The sequence below is a fragment of the Rathayibacter sp. PhB186 genome (assembly GCF_003751825.1).
GTDB lineage: Bacteria > Actinomycetota > Actinomycetes > Actinomycetales > Microbacteriaceae > Rathayibacter > Rathayibacter festucae.
In genome coordinates, this window is sequence record NZ_RJKO01000004.1 from 68413 (window position 1) to 88471 (window position 20059).

A 20059-nucleotide genomic window follows, 5' to 3' on the forward strand; every position below is an offset into this window, starting at 1 on the left:
CTCGCGCACCTTACTTGAGCGCTCCGAGCGAGACGCCGGACTTCCAGAACCGCTGCATCGCGAGCATGATCGCCGCGAGCGGGATGACCGAGAGCAGTGCGCCGGTGATCACGAGCGAGGTGTAGTCGAAGCCCGACGAATTGTTGGCCTGACTCTGCACGAGCCAGTTGTAGAGCCCGAGCGTCATCGTCCACTTGTCCGAGCCCTGCAGCATGGTCAGCGGCAGGAAGAAGCCGTTCCACGAGGCGATGAACGCCAGCAGGAACACCGTGGCGGCGCCGGTGCCGAGCATGCGGACGACGATGGTGACGAAGATGCGGAACTCACCCGCGCCGTCGATCCGAGCGGCCTCCAGCAATTCCGGAGGGATCGCGCCCTCGACGTACACCTTCGAGAGGTAGACGCTGAACGGCGAGATCGCGGTCGGGATGAGGACCGACCAGACCGTGTCGACGAGGCCGACCTGCGAGAACAGCAGGTAGAGAGGGAGCGTCAGCATCGCGTAGGGCACGAGGAAGGCCGCGATCACGGCACCGAGGATGAGCTTCTTGCCGCGGAACTCGAACCGGGCGAGGCCGTAGCCGCAGGCGAGCGACACCACCATCCCGGCGAACGAGCCCACACCCGCGTACAGGATCGAGTTCAGGGTCCAGCGGACGAAGATGCCGTCCTGGTAGGTCACGATCTGCTCGATGTTCTCGAACAGGTTGAAGTCGGCGAACCAGAGGCCGCTCGTGGTGATGAGGTCGCGCTGGTTCTTCGTCGCATTGACCACCAGCCACCAGACCGGCGCGACGGAGTAGAGCAGGAAGAGGGTGAGGCCTGCGGCGACGAGCATCTTGCGGCGCTTGCCGACTCCGATCCGGTCGGCGCCTTCGTCGTCGGAGTCGCGACGCCTCTTCGCGCGCGAGAGGAGGGTCGGCTCGGTGGCGACCGGCGCCGTCCGAGACGTGATCTGATCTGTCGTTGTCATGCCTGTGGCCTGTTCGTCAGCTTGTAGAAGATGGCCGAGACGAGTCCGACCAGGAGGGCGAGGATCACCGAGAGCGCCGCGGCGTAGTTGTAGTTGCCGGAGACGAAGGCCTCGTTGAAGATCCGCATGATGGGGGTGAAGTTCGCGGTGATCGTCTCGGGGGAGGAGGTGCGGAACACCAGGGGCTCGTTGAAGATCTGCAGCATGCCGATGATCGAGAGCATCCCGGTGAGCACGAGGGTGCCCCGGACGTACGGGATCTTGATCGACCAGGCGATGCGCGCCTCCGATGCGCCGTCGATGCGCGCGGCCTCGAAGAGATCGCGCGGCACAGCACGCAGGGACGAGTAGAGGATCAGCATGTTGAAGCCGATCGCGCCCCAGGTGAGCAGGTTGCCGATCGAGAGCAGGAGGAGCTCGGAGCCGAAGAAGTTCCAGCTGAGCCCGAGGCTCTCCCCGAAGGCGGTCAGGGGCCCCAGCCGCGGCGAGTACAGGTAGAGCCAGATCAGTGCGGCGACGATGCCCGGGATCATGTGCGGGATGAGCAGGCCGAGCCGGAAGAAGCGCGCGGAGCGTCCGGTCATCGCATCCAGCAGCAGAGCCATCACCAGGCTGAGAACGAGCATGATCGGGATCTGCACCGCGGCGAACACGGTGACGCGCAGGACGCCGGCCCAGAACACCTCGTCGCCGAGACCGCGCACGAAGTTGTCGAGGCCCGCGAACTCGGTGACCGCGCCGCCGAAACCGGAGCCGGATTTGCGCTCGATGAGCACACTCTGCACGAGTGCATAGAGAAACGGAATCACGAAGACGCCGACGAACCCGATGACGAACGGCAGTGTGAAGAGGAAGCCCTTCACGCTGCGCAGCCTGGCCCAGGTCACGGCCGGGCGCTTCCCGCGGACGGAGCGCGGGGACTCAGCGATGGCCATGGGCGCCGCCCGTCTGCGCGAGAGCGCCGCGGCGATCCTTCGTCCGGTGACACGGATGCAGTGTTGTCGCCGACCATCCACCTGGGACCATTGCCGACCTCCTTCGCTCGGTTTCGCAGGGCCGGAACACTCCCTGCCGCATGATGTGCGCGTTGACATGTTAGCGCGCACCCTTCAGGATGGAAACCGTCTTCCCAGTTCGATCACCGAACGCCGAGGGCACCCTGCAGCACATCACCGAAGGAGCACTGATGCTGAACGCAAAGAAGCGTTGGATGACGGCGGGCCTCGCGGCCGGTCTCGCGATCGCCCTCACCGCCTGTTCCGGCGGATCGACGGCCGGTCAGGACGAAGCCACCCCGCTGCCGACGGAGTACACCGGCGACCCGGTGACTCTCGAGATGTGGGGCTCGACCCCCAACCTGAAGAACGCCGTCGATCTCTTCAACGAGAGCCAGTCGACCATCACGGTGAACTTCACGGAGCAGGCAGGTGCAGGCACCCTCGCTACCAACCTGCGTAACGCCTTCGCCGCCGGCGGCGGCCCCGACATCTTCGACACTCAGACAGAAGGGATTAACAGCCTGGCCTCCGACGGGATCGCCCTCGAGCTGACGGATCTCATCGGGGGCGAGGAATCGAAGTACTCGCCGGTCGCGTGGGACGCCGTGACGACCGACGGTCGCGTCTTCGCGGTTCCGGCCTCGAGCATCCCGCAGTTCTCGATCTACAACGCGAAGGTGTTCGCGGACGCGGGGATCACCGAGTACCCGGAAACGTGGGACGACTTCATCGCGGACGGCCTGGTGCTGAAGGAGCGCGGTTCCAAGATCACCAACCTCGCGGGCGAGGACTACACGAACTACGTCTACATGGCCTGGCAGGCCGGAGCGCAGTGGTGGCACCTCGACGGCGACAGCTGGACGGTCGATGTCGACAGCCCCGAAACCGCGAAGGGTGCCGACATCCTGCAGCAGATGATCGATGACGACATCGTCTCGAAGGTGTCCTTCGCCGAGTACGCGGCGCTGATGCAGGACTTCAACGACGGCAAGATCGCCTCGCGTCAGCTCTCCACCTGGCAGACCAAGGGCATGCAGGCCAACCTGACCACCGGACTCGGCCAGTGGGAGCCGGCCCCGTACCCCTCCTACTCCGGTGAGGACGCAGCGAACGTGTCGTTCACGCGCGCGTTCGCCGTCAACTCGAAGACGAAGAACGCCGACGCCGCCGCGTTCGCGGCGAACTGGCTCGCCACCGATGACGCCTCGGTCGCCAAGCTCGCCGACCCCATCGACGGCACCTCCTGGTTCCCGGCCGTCGCCGACCCCGCCCCGTACATCAGCATCTCGGAGCCGACCCAGCTCATCGGTGAGTACGCACCGGAGTGGGAGCCCACGGTCACCGATGCGGTGCAGGCGCAGAAGGGCGACTGGACCTACGGACCGAACGCCTCGGCTGCGTTCACGGTGCTCGCCGATCTCTGGGGCAAGGCGCTCGACGGGCAGATGAAGGTCGCCGACATCGCGCCCCAGCTGCAGGAGTGGATCGTCGACGACCTCACCTCGTCAGGTATCGACGTCACCGAATAGGCGCGCAGGACGGCTGGGCCGGGTCGGGCGGGCAGGTGGAGGCGGCTGCCCGTTCGACCCGGCCTGCTGCGTGACCGGCCCGGCCCGGGCCGCGCCGGGGTGGGCCGGTTCAGGCGATGGAGTTCAGCGAGGATGCCGGCACGGGGTGGCGTGCGGCTCCGCCAGTCGCGAGCGCGACGACCTCGTCGGTCGCGCTCGCGCCCAGGCGGAGCAGCTCGGTGCCCTGGGCTCCCGCGAGGTGGGGGGTGAGCAGCACGTTCGGCAGGCGGAAGAGCTCGTGGCCGCGGGGGAGGGGCTCCGGTTCGGTGACGTCCAGCATCGCGTCGAGCCGCCCCGAACGCAGCTGCGGCAGGAGCGCGTCGTGATCGATCAGCGAACCGCGGGCCGTGTTGATGACGGTCGCTCCGTCGCGCAGGAGCGCCAGCTCGGCGGCACCGAGCAGGTGATGCGTCTCCGGTAGCGCGGGTGCATGCACGCTGACGACATCGGCGTCTGTCAGCAGCTCGCGGAGTGGCCGCGATCGGACGCCGAGCCTCGCCGCGTCGTCAGGGGTGAGGAAGGGGTCGAAGACGTCGACGAAGACGTCGAAGCCCCGGAGCATCTCGATGACCAGGCGGCCGATCGTGGAGGCGCCGATGATGCCGATCCGCGTGCGGAAGTTGCCGATGGTCGGGTACGCGATCGGCAGATCGATGAACTCCTGCGAGCGGGCGAACTCGCGCGCGACCGGAACGGCCTTCTTGCCGGCCAGGAGGACCAGCGCGAGTGTCATCTCGGCAACGGGCCGAGCGTTGGCGGCGACCGCGGAGGTGACGGTGATCCCTCGTTCCCAGACGGCAGGGTGCAGGTGGTGCTTCACCGAGCCGGCGGCGTGCACGACCGCCCGCAGCGCCGGCAGTCCCTCGAGGACGACCTCGTCGATCGAGGGGCATCCCCATCCGGTGACGAGTATCTCGCAGTCAGCGAGGTCGGCGCCGGCGAACGAAGTGACGGTCTGCGTCACGTCGATCTCGACAGCGCGATCGAGGCGTGCGAGATCCTGCGGAGCGAAGAGCTGGAACTGCAGTCCCTCCCGCATCGCGAACGCCGCTCTCATCCGGTCTCCCCTCGGCAGTGCTAGGCGCGACGCTCCGGGTGACATCGGTCAGCGCGCGCTAACCTACCACGTCGACCGCCAGATGGCACTTCGCGCGCATTCCGTTATCCCTTGATATGCGCGCGCTAACCTTTCTTGCGGAAAACGATTGCCCGTCCGAGGCCACGCTGCTAGCGTCGGCCCCGCCGGTCGGGTCGACCCGATTCCGGTGAGACGACGGCGTCCCAGTTCGGCGAGCATGGCCGCCGGCAGTGTGGAACCACCGTCGCCTCGATGACCGTTCACACAGCTGGAGGATCGACGATGAGACCGACGCGGACACTGGCGACGGGGGTGATCGCCGCGCTGCTGCTCTCTGCCGTACCGAGCCTCGCTACGGCCGCGGAATCCCCGACGGAACCTCACGGGACGACGACGACGATCGCACCGAGCGGCGACCAGTACGTGCAGGCGGGCGGCTCGAACGCGACGCGCAGCTTCGTCACTGACAAGCTCGTCGTCGGCGGAGGTCGCGACGCGGTCCTCCGTTTCGACCTCGACTCCCTGCCCGAGGACTCCGTCGTGGCCGGCGCCACGCTGGACCTCTACAAGACCTCCGGTCCGTCGACGGTGATCGTCGTCAGCGAGATCGAGGAGACCTGGACCAGCTCCGTCACCTCCTCAACGATGCCCGCCCGCAGAGCGGAGCTCACACGAGCCTCGGTCGGCGGGGCCGGCAGCTGGTATTCCTTCGACCTCGCGGCCGCCGTACGGAAGGCCGCCGCGGACCGGGCTGACCTGTCTCTGCACCTCACCCGCTCCGCCGCTCAGAACGCGAGCGAATTCTTCTCCTCGCGCGGGCCGGATGCGACGAAGCAGCCGAAGCTCACCGTGACCAGCTTCGACGTCGCCGATGTCGTCGCCGCGGACTACGACGAGCTCGACGGGCTCGCCGAGGATCCGCTCTACACTGATCTGAGCCTGCCCTCGGAGGGCAGCCACGGCTCGGGCATCACCTGGACCTCCAGCGATGAGGCGGTCGTCACCGCGGCCGGCGTCATCACCCGTCCGAGCACCGCGACCGATGCGACCGCCGTCCTGACCGCGACGATCACCGCTGGCGACTCCGTCCGGACGAGGGAGTTCCCGGTGACGGTGCGCGGAACGTACGAGGTGACCCCCTCGCATCCGCAGTCCTACACGTCCGACGCCGAGAAGCCGGCGCTGCTCTCGAAGATCGCAAGCGAGAGCTGGGCGCAGGAATCACTCGCCAACCTCGAAGCCGCGATCGACCCGCTCGCCGACCGACACGTCACGGATCCGGACTGGATCCTGTCCCGCATGGGCATGTTCTGGAAGGACGGCGAGCACTACACCCAGGTCTACATCACGGCAGAGAGATTCGACCGAGCAGAGGGCGATGCCCCGGTGCCGACGCTGCGCTACCCCGCCATGCGCATCTGGAACGACAACAAGAACGCCCCGCTGGAGGACCGCATCCCCTACAGCGAGGACGGCTCCATGATGAACCAGAACGGAGTCGTCGTCCCGTACACCGAGACCGGGCACATGGTGCGCCTGAACAACGAGGAGATCCTCACGCTCGCGCAGAAGGCGGCGTTCCTCTACCACGTCACCGACGATCAGAAGTACGCGAAGTTCGCCAGCGACATCTACCAGCAGTGGCTGCTCGGCGTGTACTACATGAACCCGGCGCTCGACCCCGACGAGTCCCTCGGAGGCCCGGGCGGCTACGCCCCGGGCGGCATCGGCGGCTACTACGACTACGAGGTCATCCACGACCCGATGGGCGGGATCGCCGGCACGGTGTTCGACTTCCTCTACGACTACCTCAACGAGCACCAGGACCCGCGGATCGCGGACACCGGCAAGGACCTCAACGCCGTCTCGAGCGAGGTGCTCAAGCGCTTCATCGACATCGGCATCGTCCGCGGCGGATTCGAGGGCAACTGGAACGTGAACGGCTGGGGGTGCATCCTGCCCGCGATCGTCGCGCTCGAATCGAACGACTACTACCCTGACGGCAAGGGGAAGGAGCACTACCTCAAGCTCTACACCTCGAAGACGACGCAGTACCATCAGTCGCTCCCGGACATCCTGTCGGGCTACGACGAGGTGACGGGGCTGTGGCACGAGTCCCCCGGGTACGCGTTCGGGACGGTCAACATCCTCCTCGACTACTCGGTGCCCGTGGGCCGGGCGGGGTTCGACACCATCGCGGACAGTCCGATCCTGCAGAAGGCCGCGCTCGCGCAGATCCCGTGGCTGGATGCCCGCGGCAACACGGTCGTCTTCGGTGACGGCCGCGGCGGACCGATCAGCTACACGACGTTCGAACGGCTGAACTCCTACTACGAGGAGCAGGGCGACACCGCCAACGCCGCGCGCGTCTCGCAGGTCGTGCGCAACGCCGTGGACGCGGGACAGTACTCGCGCTCGACCCTCGGCTGGCTGGACATCCTCGACAACGCCCCCCTCGCCGCGTCGGATTCCGGCGCAGACGACACCCGGACGGCGTACTCCGAGCACCACCAGCACATCACGATGAAGAACGGCAACGATCCGGCCGACGGCATGATGGCGACGCTCTACGGCGGCGTCACGGGCGATCACCTGAACGCGAACGGGCTCGCCGCGCAGATCTACGCGAAGGGCTGGGCGATCGCCCCCAACGCCAAGTCGTACGAGTCGTACTGGACGGACGACTACGCGTACTCGAGCGGTCCCGCCGGCGCGAACACCGTCGTGCCCGGATACACCACCGGACCGGTGACGGTGAACGCGATGGAGCCGGCCCCTGCGAAAGGCGGGTTCACCAACGACTCGGCGATCTCCGCCTCGCAGCAGTTCTCCGACGTCTCAGCGGCGGAGAAGCGGCGCCAGCTCGCGCTCGTGCGCACCTCGCCGACGACCGGCTTCTACGTCGACGTCTTTCGTTCCGACCAGGAGGACAACGACTACCTCTGGCACAACCTGGGCGACGGGGTGCAGCTGCTCGACGCGGAGGGGGAGCCGATCGCCACGACCCCGACGGAGTCGCTCGGCACGGCGAACGATCCGGCCTACACGTACTTCACCGACACCGAGTCCGCGGCGGTGACCGATGATGTCCGCGCTCGATGGACGATCGACGGCGACGCCGATCAGCCGGATCTGGTCACGGACATGTGGATGCTCGCGCAGGACGGTCGCACCGTGTACACGGCGGAGGGCCTGCCGACCACGATCCTCAGCAGCCTCACCCCGGGAGGGGTGAACACTGCTCCCGACACGACACCCACGGTGATCGTGCGCCAGGAGGGCAACAACGCGGAGTCCGCTCCGTTCGCCTCCGTCTTCGAGGCCTACGAGGAGGGTGAGAACGCCGTGCAGGACATCGCCGACTTCGGCAGCGACGGCGCCTTCGTCGGCCTGAAGGTCAGCAGCGACGGCGAGGGTGGGCTCGACGGACGGACCGACACCGTGCTCTCCTCCGCCGACGATGCCGAGCACACCCCGGCCGACGGCGTGCTCTTCCAGGGGAAGTACGGTGTGGCGACCGAGAACGCCCCGGGCTTCGTCTCGCTCTACCTCGGTTCCGGCACTCAGCTGGCCTCGGGCTCCTACGGCATCCGCGCCGGGTCCGGTGCCACGGTCGCGGCGGGCCTGGAGGCCACCGATGACGGACTGCAGTACTCGGCCGACGCCGAGATCACCGTCAAGGTGCCCTACACCGCGACCGGGGCAGAGGTGTCGGACGTGCGGCTGCAGTACCGCAGCGGCGACGAGTGGCTGGATGCCGCCGGCGGCGTCAGCGCCGACGGATCGAGCCTCAGCGGCGCGGTCCCGGCCGGCAGCGCCGTCGCCCTCCGCGCCTCCGATGCGGGCTGGAACGCACCGGACGGGTCCGCGACAGCGGCCCCCGGGATCGGCACGCTCTCGAACACCAGTGGTCACGAGACGGGACTCAGCGACGGGAACTACTCCGTCGACATGAATCTGTGGTGGGGCCAGAACGCCACGACGTACGAGTTGTTCGAGAACGGGACTCTGGTGCACACCGAGCGCCTCACCGCCGCGACGCCGTCCGCCCAGAAGGTGGTCGTGCCGATCTCGGGCAGACCGAACGGCACCTACGTTTATACCGGTGTGCTGAGCAACCGGTTCGGCTCGACCGCGACGTCGTCGACGACCGTGACGGTGCAGGACGCCTCGCCCGGCATCGGCGTGCTCTCGAACGACAACTGGGACGGTGACGGCGGTTACGCGGTGACGTTCGACCTCTGGTGGGGCACGAACGGGACCGACTACACCCTGTTCGAGAACGGGTCGCCCGTGGACACCCGGACGCTGACGGCCGCGACGCCGGGAGCGCAGAAGGTGGTCACGACGATCTCCGGAAAACCCGCCGGCAGGTATGTCTACCAGGCCGAGTTGGCGAATGTGGCCGGCTCCACCTCGACGCGGGAGATGACTGTCACGGTGCAGTAGGGCCACGGACGCGGTGCATCGGTGCCGCCCTCCGACCACCGGACCGGAGGCGGCACCGTCCCGTTCACGGCGACGACATCGGCGGGCCGTCCCGAAGACTCGGTCGGGGGAGGGATGAGACTCGGTGCGCCCCGACGACAACCTCACCCCGCCTGCCCTGCCGTCGCCCGAGCGACGAGCGGACCGCTGGTTCGGTGACCAGACCAGGGCGACTGCGGAGTCGCGGTGCCGTGATGGCAGTCACGTTCGGTCTCGGGGCAGCTCGACATCGACCGCTACCAGGTCGAAGCGCTCCAGCGTCGTGATCGTCTCGACGAACCAGCGTGAGGGTGACGCTCTGCACCGCGATGTCGATCTCGAGGGTGCGCTCGCCCACTATTCCGATGCCGGCGACGATGTCGTACGGCTCGACCGGCCACGGCAGCGCGATCGTGGTCGAGGGAGTGGCTCGCGTGCGCTCGGTGCCGGGCACGAGGTGCGTAGTGACGAGACGATGATCCGCGGATCGCGGGCGCCGTCCGCGACGAGGTGCGGGCGACCCGCGGTGCGGTCGTGTGCTCCGTTGCTCGTCGGCGATACCCAGCCACTCGGGTCCTAGCCGCCGGCGCCGATCAGGGCCGCTGCCGCTGCTGCCAGCTCGGCGTTCGAGGAGACCCGCGTGCCGTCCTCCAGCACCGAGGTGTCCTCGAGCCCGGTGCGGATGCTGTGTCCTCGCGCGATCGCGCGACGGCTCACCCGCCAGGAGGCGCGGCCGATGCCGTGGTGCAGCTGCGGCAGAGTGATGCCCGCCGCCGCGACCATCGCCTCCATCTCGGCATCGAGTGCGACGGCGTCGTCGGCATCGGCCTCGAGAGGCTCGATCACGAGACGCACGAATCGCGACGGCGCTCCCGCCCGCACGAGCTTCTCGACGTCGGACGGTGCGAGGACGCAGGCCTCCACTCCCACTCCGCGGCGCGCGAGCAGGGCGGTCACGTCGTCGATGCCCGCCTCGCCCTGGTTGGCGGCGATGAGGTCCGGCAGCTCCGTCCACCCCTCGATGAGCCGGAGGCGCTGCCGCGGATCGGGGACGATCTCGGCGAAGGTCGTCACGTTCAGAGCGATGCCCGGGCAGGTCCGGCGCACCGCGCTCAGCATTCTCCCGACCGGCCCGGCCGCCAGCGACTCCTGGCCGTCGTCGTCGAAGGCGTGCAGGTGCAGGAGCGTCGCTCCGGCGGCGACGCAGGCTGCGGCGTCCTCGGCGATCTCCTCCGCCGTGCGGGGCATGGCGGGATGGTCGGTGTCGCCGTTCAGGGCCACCTGCAGATCGGGCATGTCGTCAGCGTCGAAGAAGAGGCCCAGGACGGGTCTCTACCTGTCCTCGTCGAGCAGGTGGCGGAAGAGCGGGTCGGCGAACTCGGAGACACCTGCGTACCGTGCGGTGAGCCTCCGGTAGGTCGAGGCGGGTTCCGAGCGCGGCGGGAAGGTGTCCCGCTCGCGGACGGTCGCGTCGATCGCCGTGTCGAAACCGTCGTGGACACCGGCGCCGACGAGTGCGCAGATCGCGGCGCCCATCCCGGCGGCGTCGTTCACCTGGACGCGGCGCGCCGGCCGGTCGAAGACGTCGGCGACGATGCTCATCATCAGGTCGGAGCGGGAGCCGCCTCCGGAGATGACGATCTCGCGGAACCGCCGGCCGAGCGCCTGCTCCATCCGGTCGACGTGTCCGCGCATCGTCATCGCGATGCCCTCGAGGATGCTGCGGTGCACGTGGAAGCGGCCCTGTCGTCCGTCGAAGCCGAGCAGCGCCCCGCGCCGGTGCGCGGCGTCGTCCGGGGCCAGCCAGTCGAGCAGCGCGATCAGACCGTCCGAGCCCGGAGCGACGAGCGCTGCGCCCGCGTTCAGCTCCTCGTCCGTCAGCCCGCCCGCCAGCAGCTCGCGCCACCAGCTCACCGTCCACATCCCGCGGCGGATCCCGCCGCTCTCGTAGAGGTAGCGGCCCGGTTCGCTGCCGAAGTTCACCCAGTACGCCTCGGAGGAGGGAGCGAACGGCCCGGTCGACATCGCGGCGATGTAGGTGCCGAGCGAGAGCAGCAGCTGGTCGTCGGTGCGCAGACCGCTGCCCAGAGCTTCGACGGCCTTGTCGTTCGCGGTCGCGAACACCGGGAGTCCGGCGGGCAGTCCCAGCGCCTCGGCCGCCTCCGCACTGACCTGCCCGAGGAGCTCGCCGGGATCGACGAGCTCGAACAGCTGCTCGGGCCGGATGCCGGTCGCCTCGTAGGCGGCGCGATCCTCGGACCAGCGCCGCGTCCGCTGGTCGATCGGCCAGACGCCCTGGTGATTGGCCGCCGCATCCCGGCGCTCACCGGTGAGGCGGTGGGTGATGTAGCCGGAGGAGGTGGTGACGAAGGCGACCCCGGGCCTCTGGACGTGCGGACGCGAGACGCGCTCGTCCATCCAGCTCAGCATCGGCTCGGCCAGGCGCCCGTCGGCGTCGAGCAGCGCGCGGCAGAACCGGATCGTGCACAATCCCAGCCCCACGACCTGAGCCGGGTCCCCGCGGAACGCGGCCATCGCCTCCGCGCAGGCCTCGACGATCGACTCCCACACGTCGTCGCCGGGATGCACGACGCGGCCCGGCTCGGGTGTCCGGTAGGGGAGCAGTCGGCGCTGCGCCGAGGCGTGCACCACCCCGTCCTGGTCGATGACCAGCACCTTCGTGCTCTGCGAGCCGTTGTCCACCGCGACGACGTAGCGCGTCCTGTCCGCGTCGCTCACGAGTCGAGGGCGATCAGCGTGCCCGCGTTCATCACTCCGCGCGGGTCGAAGGCGGCCTTGAGCGTGGTCAGCATCCCGAAGGCGGATCCGTGCTCCTGCTGCGTCCACGGCGTGCGGTACTTGCCGATCCCGTGGTGGTGCACCATCGAGCCGCCCAGGCGCAGCGACTCCTCGACGATGATCGCGTTGAGCGGGACGTGGTACTCGACGATCTCCTCCCGCGGGGGCACCTGGATCGCGTAGTCGTAGACGAAGTAGAGGTTCGTGCCGGTCTGGTAGCTGTGCGACGAGTGCGCTCCGAGCATGGTGAGGTCGTCCGCGCGGGGGAACTCGGTGCGGATCCGCGTCATGATCGCGTCGTAGAGGTCGCGTACGCGGGACCAGTCGATCGAGACCTCGGTGGTGTAGCCGAGGTGCGCCTCGCGGAGCATCGTCTCCTTCTCGGCGTCGATCTTGTCCTGGCCCCAGTTCAGGCCGTCGAACCAGCGCTCGATCAGCGCCGTCTCGACGCGCTCGTGCGGGCGCGAGGCGAACAGCTCCTCGATCGCCTCGGCGGTGGCGTCGGCGATCCGCTTCGGGCCCTCGGCGACGAGGATCACGACGCTCTTCCCGCCGGCGAAGTGCGCGAAGTGCTGGTTCGCGTCCTCGGGGGAGTAGGCACGGCAGACGGACGGGCGGTAGCCGGCCGTGACCAGCTCGCGCAGGGCGTCGACGCCGTCGGCGAAGTCGTCGACGAGGAAGCCGAAGAAGCGGTTGTTCTCGGGCTGATGGCGGAACACCTTGATCGTGACCTCGGTGATCACGCAGAGCGCGCCCTCGTTGCCGATCACGATGTGGCGGAGGTCCGGGCCGGCGGCACGACGGGGCACGTTCTTGATCCGGGCGACCGTCCCGTCCGGAAACACGGCTTCGAGCCCGACGACCATGTCCTCGATCGCACCGTAGAGCGTCGAGAACTGGCCGATCGAGCGCGTGGCGACCAGGCCGCCGTACTGGGCGAGCGGCTTCGACTGCGGCGAGTGCCCGGTGGTCAGGCCCTGCTTCCGCAGATCGTCCTCGAGGCGCTGCAGCGGCACTCCGCACTGCACGGTCGCCATCATGTCGACCGGGTCGATCGAGAGGATCGCGTCCATCCGGGAGCCGTCGAGCACGATCGTGTCCTCGATCACCGTCTCGAGGCCGCCCTCGGTCGCTGTGCGGCCGGTCCGCGGAACGACGTTGACGAGGTTCTCGTTCGCGAAGCGGAGCACGGCGGCCACCTGCTCGGCGTCGCGCGGGTAGGCGATCAGGGCGGGGATGGGGCCGTCGAAGATGCCGTGCACCGACTGGTACTTCTTGAAGCGGTCGACGGAGGCGAGCTCGAGCTCGCGCGGGTCGGTGTCGACCGATTCGGCGCCGAGCAGCGCGGTGACGGCGTCGACGATCGCGGCGCGGTCGAGGGAGGAACGGGAGGCGGTCATGGCCTGCGCTTTCGGGAGGGTCGTGCCGGGCAAGAGAGGTGTGCGAGCGGTCATCAGCGGACGAGGTAGCCGCCGTCGACGACCAGGACGTGGCCGTTGACGTAGTCGGAGGCGCGGGAGGCGAGGAAGACGACCGCACCCATCAGGTCGGCGGGGTCGCCCCAGCGCTCGGCGGGGATGTGCTCGAGCACCCGGCGGTCCGCGTCCGGGTCGGCGCGCGTGGCGGCGGTGATCGCGGTGGCGAAGTAGCCCGGCGCGAGGGCGTTGACCTGGATGCCGTCGCGGCCCAGCTCGTCGCAGTAGGCCTTGGTGAAGCCGACGATGCCGGCCTTGGTGGCGGCGTAGGCCGGCGAGCCCTTGCCGCCGAGGAACGAGAACAGCGAGGCGATGTTGATGATCTTCCCGCCGCCCTGCTCGCGCATCCGCTGTGACGCCTCATGGGCGAGCTCGAACGGGGCGGTGAGGTTCACGGCGAGCATGGGGTCCCACTGCTCGCGGCCGAAGTCGTCCACGTCCGCGAGCAGGCAGATGCCCGCGGAGTTGACCAGGACGTCGAGTGCGCCGAAGCGCTCCACGCAGGTCTCGACGATCCGGGCGGGGGTGCCGCGGGCGGTGATGTCGGCCTCGAGGAACTCGTAGCGCGCCCCGGTCGCCTCGACGAGGCGCCGGGTGGTGCCGTCGTCGTCGGCGAGGCCGGGCACCAGCACGTCGGCACCGGCCGTGGCGAGAGCGAGCGTGAACGCGCGGCCGAGGCCGGTGTTGCCCCCCGTCACCACCGCGGTGCGGCCGGCGAGCGAGAACCAGTCGGTCGAGAAGTCGGTGATCTCCATCGGAGTTCCTTTCCGGATACGGGCGGGGTCAGGCGGCGACCGGCGAGGTCGGATGGGCGCGGTGCGGATCGGCGATGCCGACGTACCGCGTCTCGAGGTACTCCTCGATCCCCTCGGCACCGCCCTCGCGGCCGAGCCCCGACTGCTTCACGCCGCCGAAGGGCGCCGCGGGGTTCGAGACGACGCCGGCGTTGAGCCCGAGCATCCCGGTCTCCAGCTCCTCCGCCAGCCGCAGCCCGCGGTCGAGGTCCTGGGTGAAGGCGAAGGCGACCAGGCCGAACGGCGTGGCGTTGGCGAGGGCCACCGCCTCCTCCTCGGTGTCGAAGACGACGAGCGGAGCGACGGGGCCGAAGATCTCCTCGTCCAGGATCCGGGCGTCGGCCGGCACGTCGGTGAGCACGGTCGGCTCGTAGAAGTAGCCCGCCCCGGGGACGGCGCGGCCACCGAGGGCGAGGGTGGCGCCGTCCTCGAGCGCGCCGGCGACCAGCCCGGCCACCTTGTCCCGTGTCGAGGCGTCGACCAGCGGGCCGAGGGTGGAGCCGGGCTCGGTGCCGCGGGCGACGACGAAGCCGCGCATCCGCTCGACGAAGGCCGCGGTGAAGCGCTCGGCGATGCCGCGCTGCACCAGGAAGCGGTTGGCGGCCACGCAGGCCTCGCCGCCGTTGCGCATCTTCGCCAGTACCGCCCCGGCGACCGCGGCGTCGAGGTCCGCGTCGTCGAAGACCAGGAACGGCGCATTGCCGCCGAGCTCCATCGACACCCGGAGCACCTGCTCCGCCGAATCGGCGATCAGGCGCCGGCCCACCTCGGTCGAGCCGGTGAAGGAGAGCTTGCGCAGCCGCGGGTCGCGCAGCAGCGGTCCGGTCACCGCTCCGGCGCTCGTGGTCGGCAGCACGCTCAGCACGCCGTCCGGCAGCCCCGCCTCGCGGAGCACCTCGGCCAGCAGCAGCGCGGTGAGCGGAGTCAGCGCCGCGGGCTTGAGGATCATCGTGCAGCCCGCCGCGATCGCCGGGGCGATCTTGCGCGTCGCCATCGCCAGCGGGAAGTTCCACGGGGTGATGAACAGGCACGGTCCGACGGGCCGCTTGAGCACGAGCAGCCGGTTCACACCGTCGGGCGCCGTCGCGTAGCGGCCGGAGATGCGCGGGGCCTCCTCGGAGAACCAGCGCAGGAACTCCGCCCCGTAGGCGACCTCCCCGCGCGACTCCGCGAGCGGCTTGCCCATCTCGAGCGTCATCAGCAGCGCGAAGTCCTCGGTGCGCTCGGTGACCAGCTCGAAGGCGCGGCGGAGGATCTCCGCCCGCTGCCTCGGTGCGGTCGCGGCCCAGTCGCGCTGGGCGGCGTGGGCCGCGTCCAGCGCACGGACTGCGTCCTCGGGCCGGGCGTCGGCGACCTCGACGAGCGTGCGGCCCGTCGCCGGGTCCTGCACCGCGAAGACGGAGCGGTCGGCGGAATCGCTCCAGCCGGAGCCGAGCAGGAGCTGCGTGGGGACTCGGGCGAGCAGCCCGGCCTCGTCGGCGGCGGTGGTCATGCGGATCTCCTGGGTGGTCGTGGTCGTGGTGGTCGTGGCGGGACTCGGGGTGCTCTCGGCCGGGATCACAGCCGCAGCTCCTGCCCGATGAGGTCTTCGTAGAGACGGAAGGGCGTCATCTCGCCGGCCCGGTCGCCGTAGGAGGCCCGAGCGCGGCGGTAGATCTGCTCGACCAGCCCGCTCAGCTCGGCAGGGACGCCGACCGAGCGGGCGAGGTCGATCGAGAGGCCGAGATCCTTGCAGGCGAGGGCGATCGCGAAGCCCTCGTCGTAGTCTCCGGCGGTCAGGATCGAGAGCACGTCGCGCTCTACGAAGCTGCTGTTGGCCGGGCTCGCGATCAGCGAGTCCCGCAGCACGCCCAGGTCGACGCCCGCTCGCGTCCCGATCGCGAGCACCTCGGCGGTGGCGACCAGGTGCGAGAACCAGAGCTGGTTGATCATCAGCTTCACCGCGTAGCCGGTGCCGTGCCCGCCGACGTGCAGGATCCGCTCCGGATCGCCCATCGCCTCGAGTACGGGCCGCACGCGAGCGACGTCGTCCGCGTCGCCGCCGACGAAGATCTGCAGCATGCCGCTCGCCGCTCCGACGGCCATGCCGCTGACCGGGGCGTCCAGGATCCGCAGTCCGCGGTCCGCCTCCTCGGCACGGACCCGGTCGGCGACCTCCGGCACCGAGGTGGACATGTCGATCCAGGTGCCGCCGTCGGCGATCCCGGCGAGGATGCCGGCGGAGCCGTGGACGACGTCGGAGACGTGCCGCGGGGTCGGCAGCATGGTGATGACCAGGTCGCTGGCGGCCGCGACCTCCGCGGCCGAGCCGGCCCAGATCGCGCCGCCGGCCACCAGCTCGTCAGCGGACTCGCGCCGGATGTCGGTGACGACGAGCGGGAAGCCGGCCTGCTGCAGGTTCCGGGTCATGCCGGAGCCCATGTTGCCGAGGCCGACGAAGCCGACGGTCGGGGTGGTGCCTCGTTTCCCGGTGGTGCCTGGGGCCATGGTGATCGGTTCTCCTGTCAGGATGCGGCGGGTGCCGTGTAGAAGGGATTCGCGGGAGCGGAGCGGGCCGCGAGGACGTCGTCCAGCGCGGGCAGGCTCTGTGCCCCGTTCCGCAGTGCGGTGGCGGTGGCCGTGCGGTTGTTCCGGTACACGGCGTCCGCGTCGGCGGCGCCGGAGTTCACCCAGACCGCCGCGATGACGACCGACTCGTCGACGAGCGACGGATCGATCGAGCCCTCGGCGACGGCGTCCGCGACTCCTGCGGCGACGCCGGCCTGGGCGGGTCCCCAGATCATCAGGCCGTGCGCGTCGCTCGCCGGTGCCGCCTTGGTGACGAAGAGAGTGAGCGGCTTGACGGGCAGCGACGGGCGCAGCACGGCGACGAAGGGCACGTGCCCGGCGCTGGGCGAGGCGAGCGCCGTGGCCCACGATGTGCCGGCCGGTCCGGAGCGGGCGCCGTAGACCGTGTTGATGTGGGCGGCGTCGACGCCGTCGCCGACGAAGCTCTCGCCGAGCTGCAGGACGGGCGGAGCGGCGGTCATCCGAGGAGCCCCTGGTCCTCGAGCCACTCGCTCGCGACGTCCTCGGGGTCCTCGCCGTCGACGTCGACCTGCGCGTTCAGCTTCTGCATCTCCTCGGTGGTGAGCAGCGGGGAGACCTCGGCCATCACGTCGGCGATCGCCGGGTACTCGTCGAGCACCGACTGCTGCAGCGTGAAGCCGCCCTGGTAGACGGGGAAGAACTGCTCGTCGTCCTCCATCACGGTGAGGTCGAGGGCCGAGATGCGGCCGTCGGTCTGGAACACCTCGCCGAAGTTGCAGTCGTCACCCTTCTGCGTCGCGGTGTAGATGACGCCGGTGTCGAGCAGGGTGACGTTCGAGTCCGGGACGTCGAGTCCGTAGGCCGCCTTGAGGCCGGGCCAGCCGTCGTCGCGCGTGGAGAACTCGCTCTCGATGCAGAAGGTCTGGTCGTCGGCGGGCAGCTTCGCGACGTCGCTGAGCGTCTTCACGCCGAGCTTCTCCGCCTCGGAGGAGCGGATCGCGAAGGCGTAGGTGTTGTTCAGCGGCGCCGGGTCGAGCCAGGCGATGCCCTTGGCGGCGTCGGCCTCCTTCACCGCGTCGAACTGGGCTTCGGCACCGGGGATCGGCGCGGTGTTGCCGTTGTAGGTGATCCAGGAGGTGCCGGTGTACTCCCAGTAGCCGACGAAGTCCTTGTTCTCGAGCGCCTGGCGGACGTTGGCCGAGCCGACGAGCTTGGTGTTCGCCTCGAGGTCGGCGCCGTGGGCGTTGAGGAGGTCGGTGGTGATGTGGGCGAGGATGTACTGCTCCGAGAAGTCCTTCGAGCCGATCTGGCCGGTCAGGCCCTCGAGCTCGTTCCCGGCGCCTCCCGAGGCGGCGCCTCCGCCGCCGCCGGAGCAGCCGCTGAGGACGGTGAGGGCGGAGACGGCCGCGGCGACGATGACGACGGTGCGTTTCTTCATGAGTGTTCCTTCTGTGGTGGGCGGGTCGGAGCGGGCTGAGTCGAGGGAGGTCGAGCAAGGCGGGACGGAGCGGAGAGCACGGTGGTGCGGCGGGTCAGAGCCCGCGCGGTCGGACGGCGTCCTCCACGAGACCGGCGGCCCAGTCGATGAGGATCGCGATGCACGCCACCAGTACGGCGCCCACGAGCAGCACCGGGTAGCGCTGCAGCTTCAGGCCGTTGATGATCATGTCGCCGAGACCGCCGGCGTTGATGAAGGTCGCGATGGTCGCGACCCCCACGCAGAACACGAGCGAGGTGCGCAGCCCGGCGAGGATGACCGGCGAGGCCAGCGGCAGCTCGATCCGCCGCAGCACCTGGTTCGGCGTCATGCCCATGCCGCGCGCCGACTCGCGCACTCCGGCATCCACCTGCTCCAGGCCGGTCAGCGTGTTCCGCAGCACGGGAAGGAAGGAGTAGGCGACGAGCGCGACGAGCGCCGTGGTGAAGCCGGTCTGCCAGACGATCGCGAGCAGGATGACCACGCCGACGGCCGGCGTGGCCTGGCCGATGTTCGCGAGCCCGAGGACGACTCCGTGGAACACTCGCGACTTCGCGCGGTAGACGAGGATGCCGGCCGGGATGGCGAGCACCGCGACGAGGGCCGAGGCGGTCACCGTGAGCAGCACGTGCTCGCCGACGCGGGCGAGGATGTAGCTCGGGTTCAGCGTCCGCTGCTCGATCGAGTCGAGCGCGATGCTGCTCAGCCAGAGCACCGTGACGGCGAGGACGACCGCGACCGCGACGGGTGCGGCGACGCGGCGGAGCACCCGGCCGGGACGACCGCTCCGCACCAGAGGGTCGGCGGCGACGGGGGCGAGCACGGCCGTGTCGGTGGCGGCCATCTCAGAGCACCCGTCCGGAGGCGCCCGCGACCGGCAGCGCGTCGCCGTCGCCGGTCAGCACAGCCGAGATCGCCGCGTGGTCGAGCGAGCCGCGCACCGCACCGCCCCCGTCGACCACGTCGACCGAGGGAGCGCCGGTGAGCACCAGCAGATCCAGCGCGTCGCGGAGCGTCGCCGACAGCCCGACGCGGGGCGAGCCGGAGGGGCCGGCGCCGGCCAGGCGGGCGCTGCGGACCGGGATGAGCGCCAGCCGCTTGAGCGCCGCTCCGCTTCCGATGAAGGAGGCGACGTAGTCGTTCGCGGGCGCCGCGAGGATGTTCGCGGGAGTGTCGAACTGCTCGATCCGCGAGCGCTCGCTCATCACCGCGATCCTGTCGCCGAGCCGGATCGCCTCGTCGAAGTCGTGGGTGACGAAGACGATCGTCTTGCCGATCTCGCTCTGCAGCCGCAGGAACTCCGCCTGCAGCTTCTCGCGGGTGATCGGGTCGGTCGCGCCGAACGGCTCGTCCATCAGCATCACCGGCGGGTCGGCCGCGAGCGCCCGGGCGACTCCGGCGCGCTGCTGCTGCCCACCCGAGAGCTGCTTGGGGTAGCGCTGCGCGAACTGCCCCGGATCGAGCTGCACCGTGCGCAGGAGCTCGTCGACGCGCTCGGCCGTCCGCTTCTTCGTCCAGCCGAGGAGCTTGGGCACGACGGCGATGTTCTCGGCGATCGTCAGGTGCGGGAAGAGCCCGATCTGCTGGATCACGTAGCCGATGTGCCGGCGCAGCTGATCGGGGTCGAGGCTCAGCACGTTCTTGCCGTCGATGCGGATCACACCGCTGGTCGGCTCGATGATGCGGTTGACCATCTTCATGGTGGTCGTCTTGCCGCAGCCGCTGGGGCCGACGAACATCACCAGCTCGCCGGGCTCGATCCGCATCGAGAAGTCCTCGACCGCGGAGACGCTCTGCCCGGGGTAGGTCTTGGTGACGCCTTCGAGCTCGATGGCGACACCGCCCTGCTGCTGCGAGATGGCCGAGAGGAAGCCGGTGTCGGTGGGTTCGGGGGTGCTCAT

15 protein-coding genes are annotated in these 20059 nt (G+C 69.7%); 2 read left to right on the plus strand and 13 right to left on the minus strand.

Going from position 1 to position 20059, the window contains the following annotated elements:
• Positions 1-10: 10 nt before the first annotated feature.
• Positions 11-973: a carbohydrate ABC transporter permease gene (locus tag EDF45_RS12130; protein WP_185020166.1), complete on the minus strand. Its 963-nt coding sequence runs from the start codon at positions 971-973 to the stop codon at positions 11-13.
• A complete protein-coding gene (locus EDF45_RS12135; RefSeq protein WP_123736504.1) occupies positions 970-1908 on the minus strand; it encodes a carbohydrate ABC transporter permease in 939 nt (312 codons plus the stop codon). The genes EDF45_RS12130 and EDF45_RS12135 overlap by 4 nt, the downstream gene beginning before the upstream one ends.
• Positions 1909-2183: 275 nt before the next feature.
• On the opposite strand from EDF45_RS12135, the gene EDF45_RS12140 reads away from it, so the two are divergent.
• The gene (locus EDF45_RS12140; RefSeq protein WP_123736503.1) at positions 2184-3500 is read left to right on the plus strand and encodes an ABC transporter substrate-binding protein; all 1317 of its coding nucleotides are present in this window, start codon (positions 2184-2186) and stop codon (positions 3498-3500) included.
• Positions 3501-3609: 109 nt separating this feature from the next.
• Here the strand turns inward: EDF45_RS12140 and EDF45_RS12145 are convergent, their stop codons facing one another.
• Positions 3610-4596 carry a hydroxyacid dehydrogenase gene (locus tag EDF45_RS12145; protein WP_123736502.1) on the minus strand — a complete coding sequence of 329 codons (987 nt, stop codon included), beginning with the start codon at positions 4594-4596 and terminating at the stop codon, positions 3610-3612.
• Between the two features lie 303 nt (positions 4597-4899).
• Here EDF45_RS12145 and EDF45_RS12150 point away from each other — a divergent pair, with 303 nt between their 5' ends.
• Complete coding sequence (locus EDF45_RS12150; RefSeq protein ID WP_185020167.1) at positions 4900-9066, plus strand: immunoglobulin-like domain-containing protein; 4167 nt, start codon at positions 4900-4902, stop codon at positions 9064-9066.
• A gap of 594 nt (positions 9067-9660) precedes the next feature.
• On the opposite strand, the gene EDF45_RS12155 is transcribed toward EDF45_RS12150, so the two are convergent.
• The 10 genes from EDF45_RS12155 to EDF45_RS12200 form a co-directional block, all read right to left on the minus strand.
• Positions 9661-10380 (minus strand): 3-keto-5-aminohexanoate cleavage protein, encoded by a 720-nt coding sequence (locus EDF45_RS12155; protein ID WP_123736500.1) that lies wholly within the window; start codon positions 10378-10380, stop codon positions 9661-9663.
• A gap of 36 nt (positions 10381-10416) precedes the next feature.
• Complete coding sequence (locus tag EDF45_RS12160) at positions 10417-11823, minus strand: FGGY-family carbohydrate kinase (protein WP_123736499.1); 1407 nt, start codon at positions 11821-11823, stop codon at positions 10417-10419.
• On the minus strand, positions 11820-13283 hold the full coding sequence (locus EDF45_RS12165) for an FAD-binding oxidoreductase (protein ID WP_123736498.1): 1464 nt from the start codon (positions 13281-13283) through the stop codon (positions 11820-11822). Before EDF45_RS12165 ends, EDF45_RS12160 begins: the two co-directional genes overlap by 4 nt.
• Positions 13284-13336: 53 nt before the next feature.
• The gene (locus EDF45_RS12170; protein ID WP_123736497.1) at positions 13337-14113 is read right to left on the minus strand and encodes an SDR family oxidoreductase; all 777 of its coding nucleotides are present in this window, start codon (positions 14111-14113) and stop codon (positions 13337-13339) included.
• 28 nt (positions 14114-14141) lie between these two features.
• Positions 14142-15644, minus strand: coding sequence for an NAD-dependent succinate-semialdehyde dehydrogenase (locus EDF45_RS12175; protein WP_123736575.1), 1503 nt, complete (start codon positions 15642-15644; stop codon positions 14142-14144).
• Between the two features lie 65 nt (positions 15645-15709).
• Positions 15710-16639 carry an NAD(P)-dependent oxidoreductase gene (locus EDF45_RS12180; RefSeq protein WP_123736496.1) on the minus strand — a complete coding sequence of 310 codons (930 nt, stop codon included), beginning with the start codon at positions 16637-16639 and terminating at the stop codon, positions 15710-15712.
• 17 nt (positions 16640-16656) lie between these two features.
• On the minus strand, positions 16657-17181 hold the full coding sequence (gene fae, locus EDF45_RS12185) for a formaldehyde-activating enzyme (protein ID WP_123736495.1): 525 nt from the start codon (positions 17179-17181) through the stop codon (positions 16657-16659).
• On the minus strand, positions 17178-18119 hold the full coding sequence (locus EDF45_RS12190) for a glycine betaine ABC transporter substrate-binding protein (protein ID WP_123736494.1): 942 nt from the start codon (positions 18117-18119) through the stop codon (positions 17178-17180). The genes fae and EDF45_RS12190 overlap by 4 nt, the downstream gene beginning before the upstream one ends.
• Before the next feature lie 94 nt (positions 18120-18213).
• On the minus strand, positions 18214-19002 hold the full coding sequence (locus EDF45_RS12195; protein WP_123736493.1) for an ABC transporter permease: 789 nt from the start codon (positions 19000-19002) through the stop codon (positions 18214-18216).
• Between the two features lies 1 nt (position 19003).
• Positions 19004-20059 (minus strand): ABC transporter ATP-binding protein, encoded by a 1056-nt coding sequence (locus EDF45_RS12200; RefSeq protein WP_123736492.1) that lies wholly within the window; start codon positions 20057-20059, stop codon positions 19004-19006.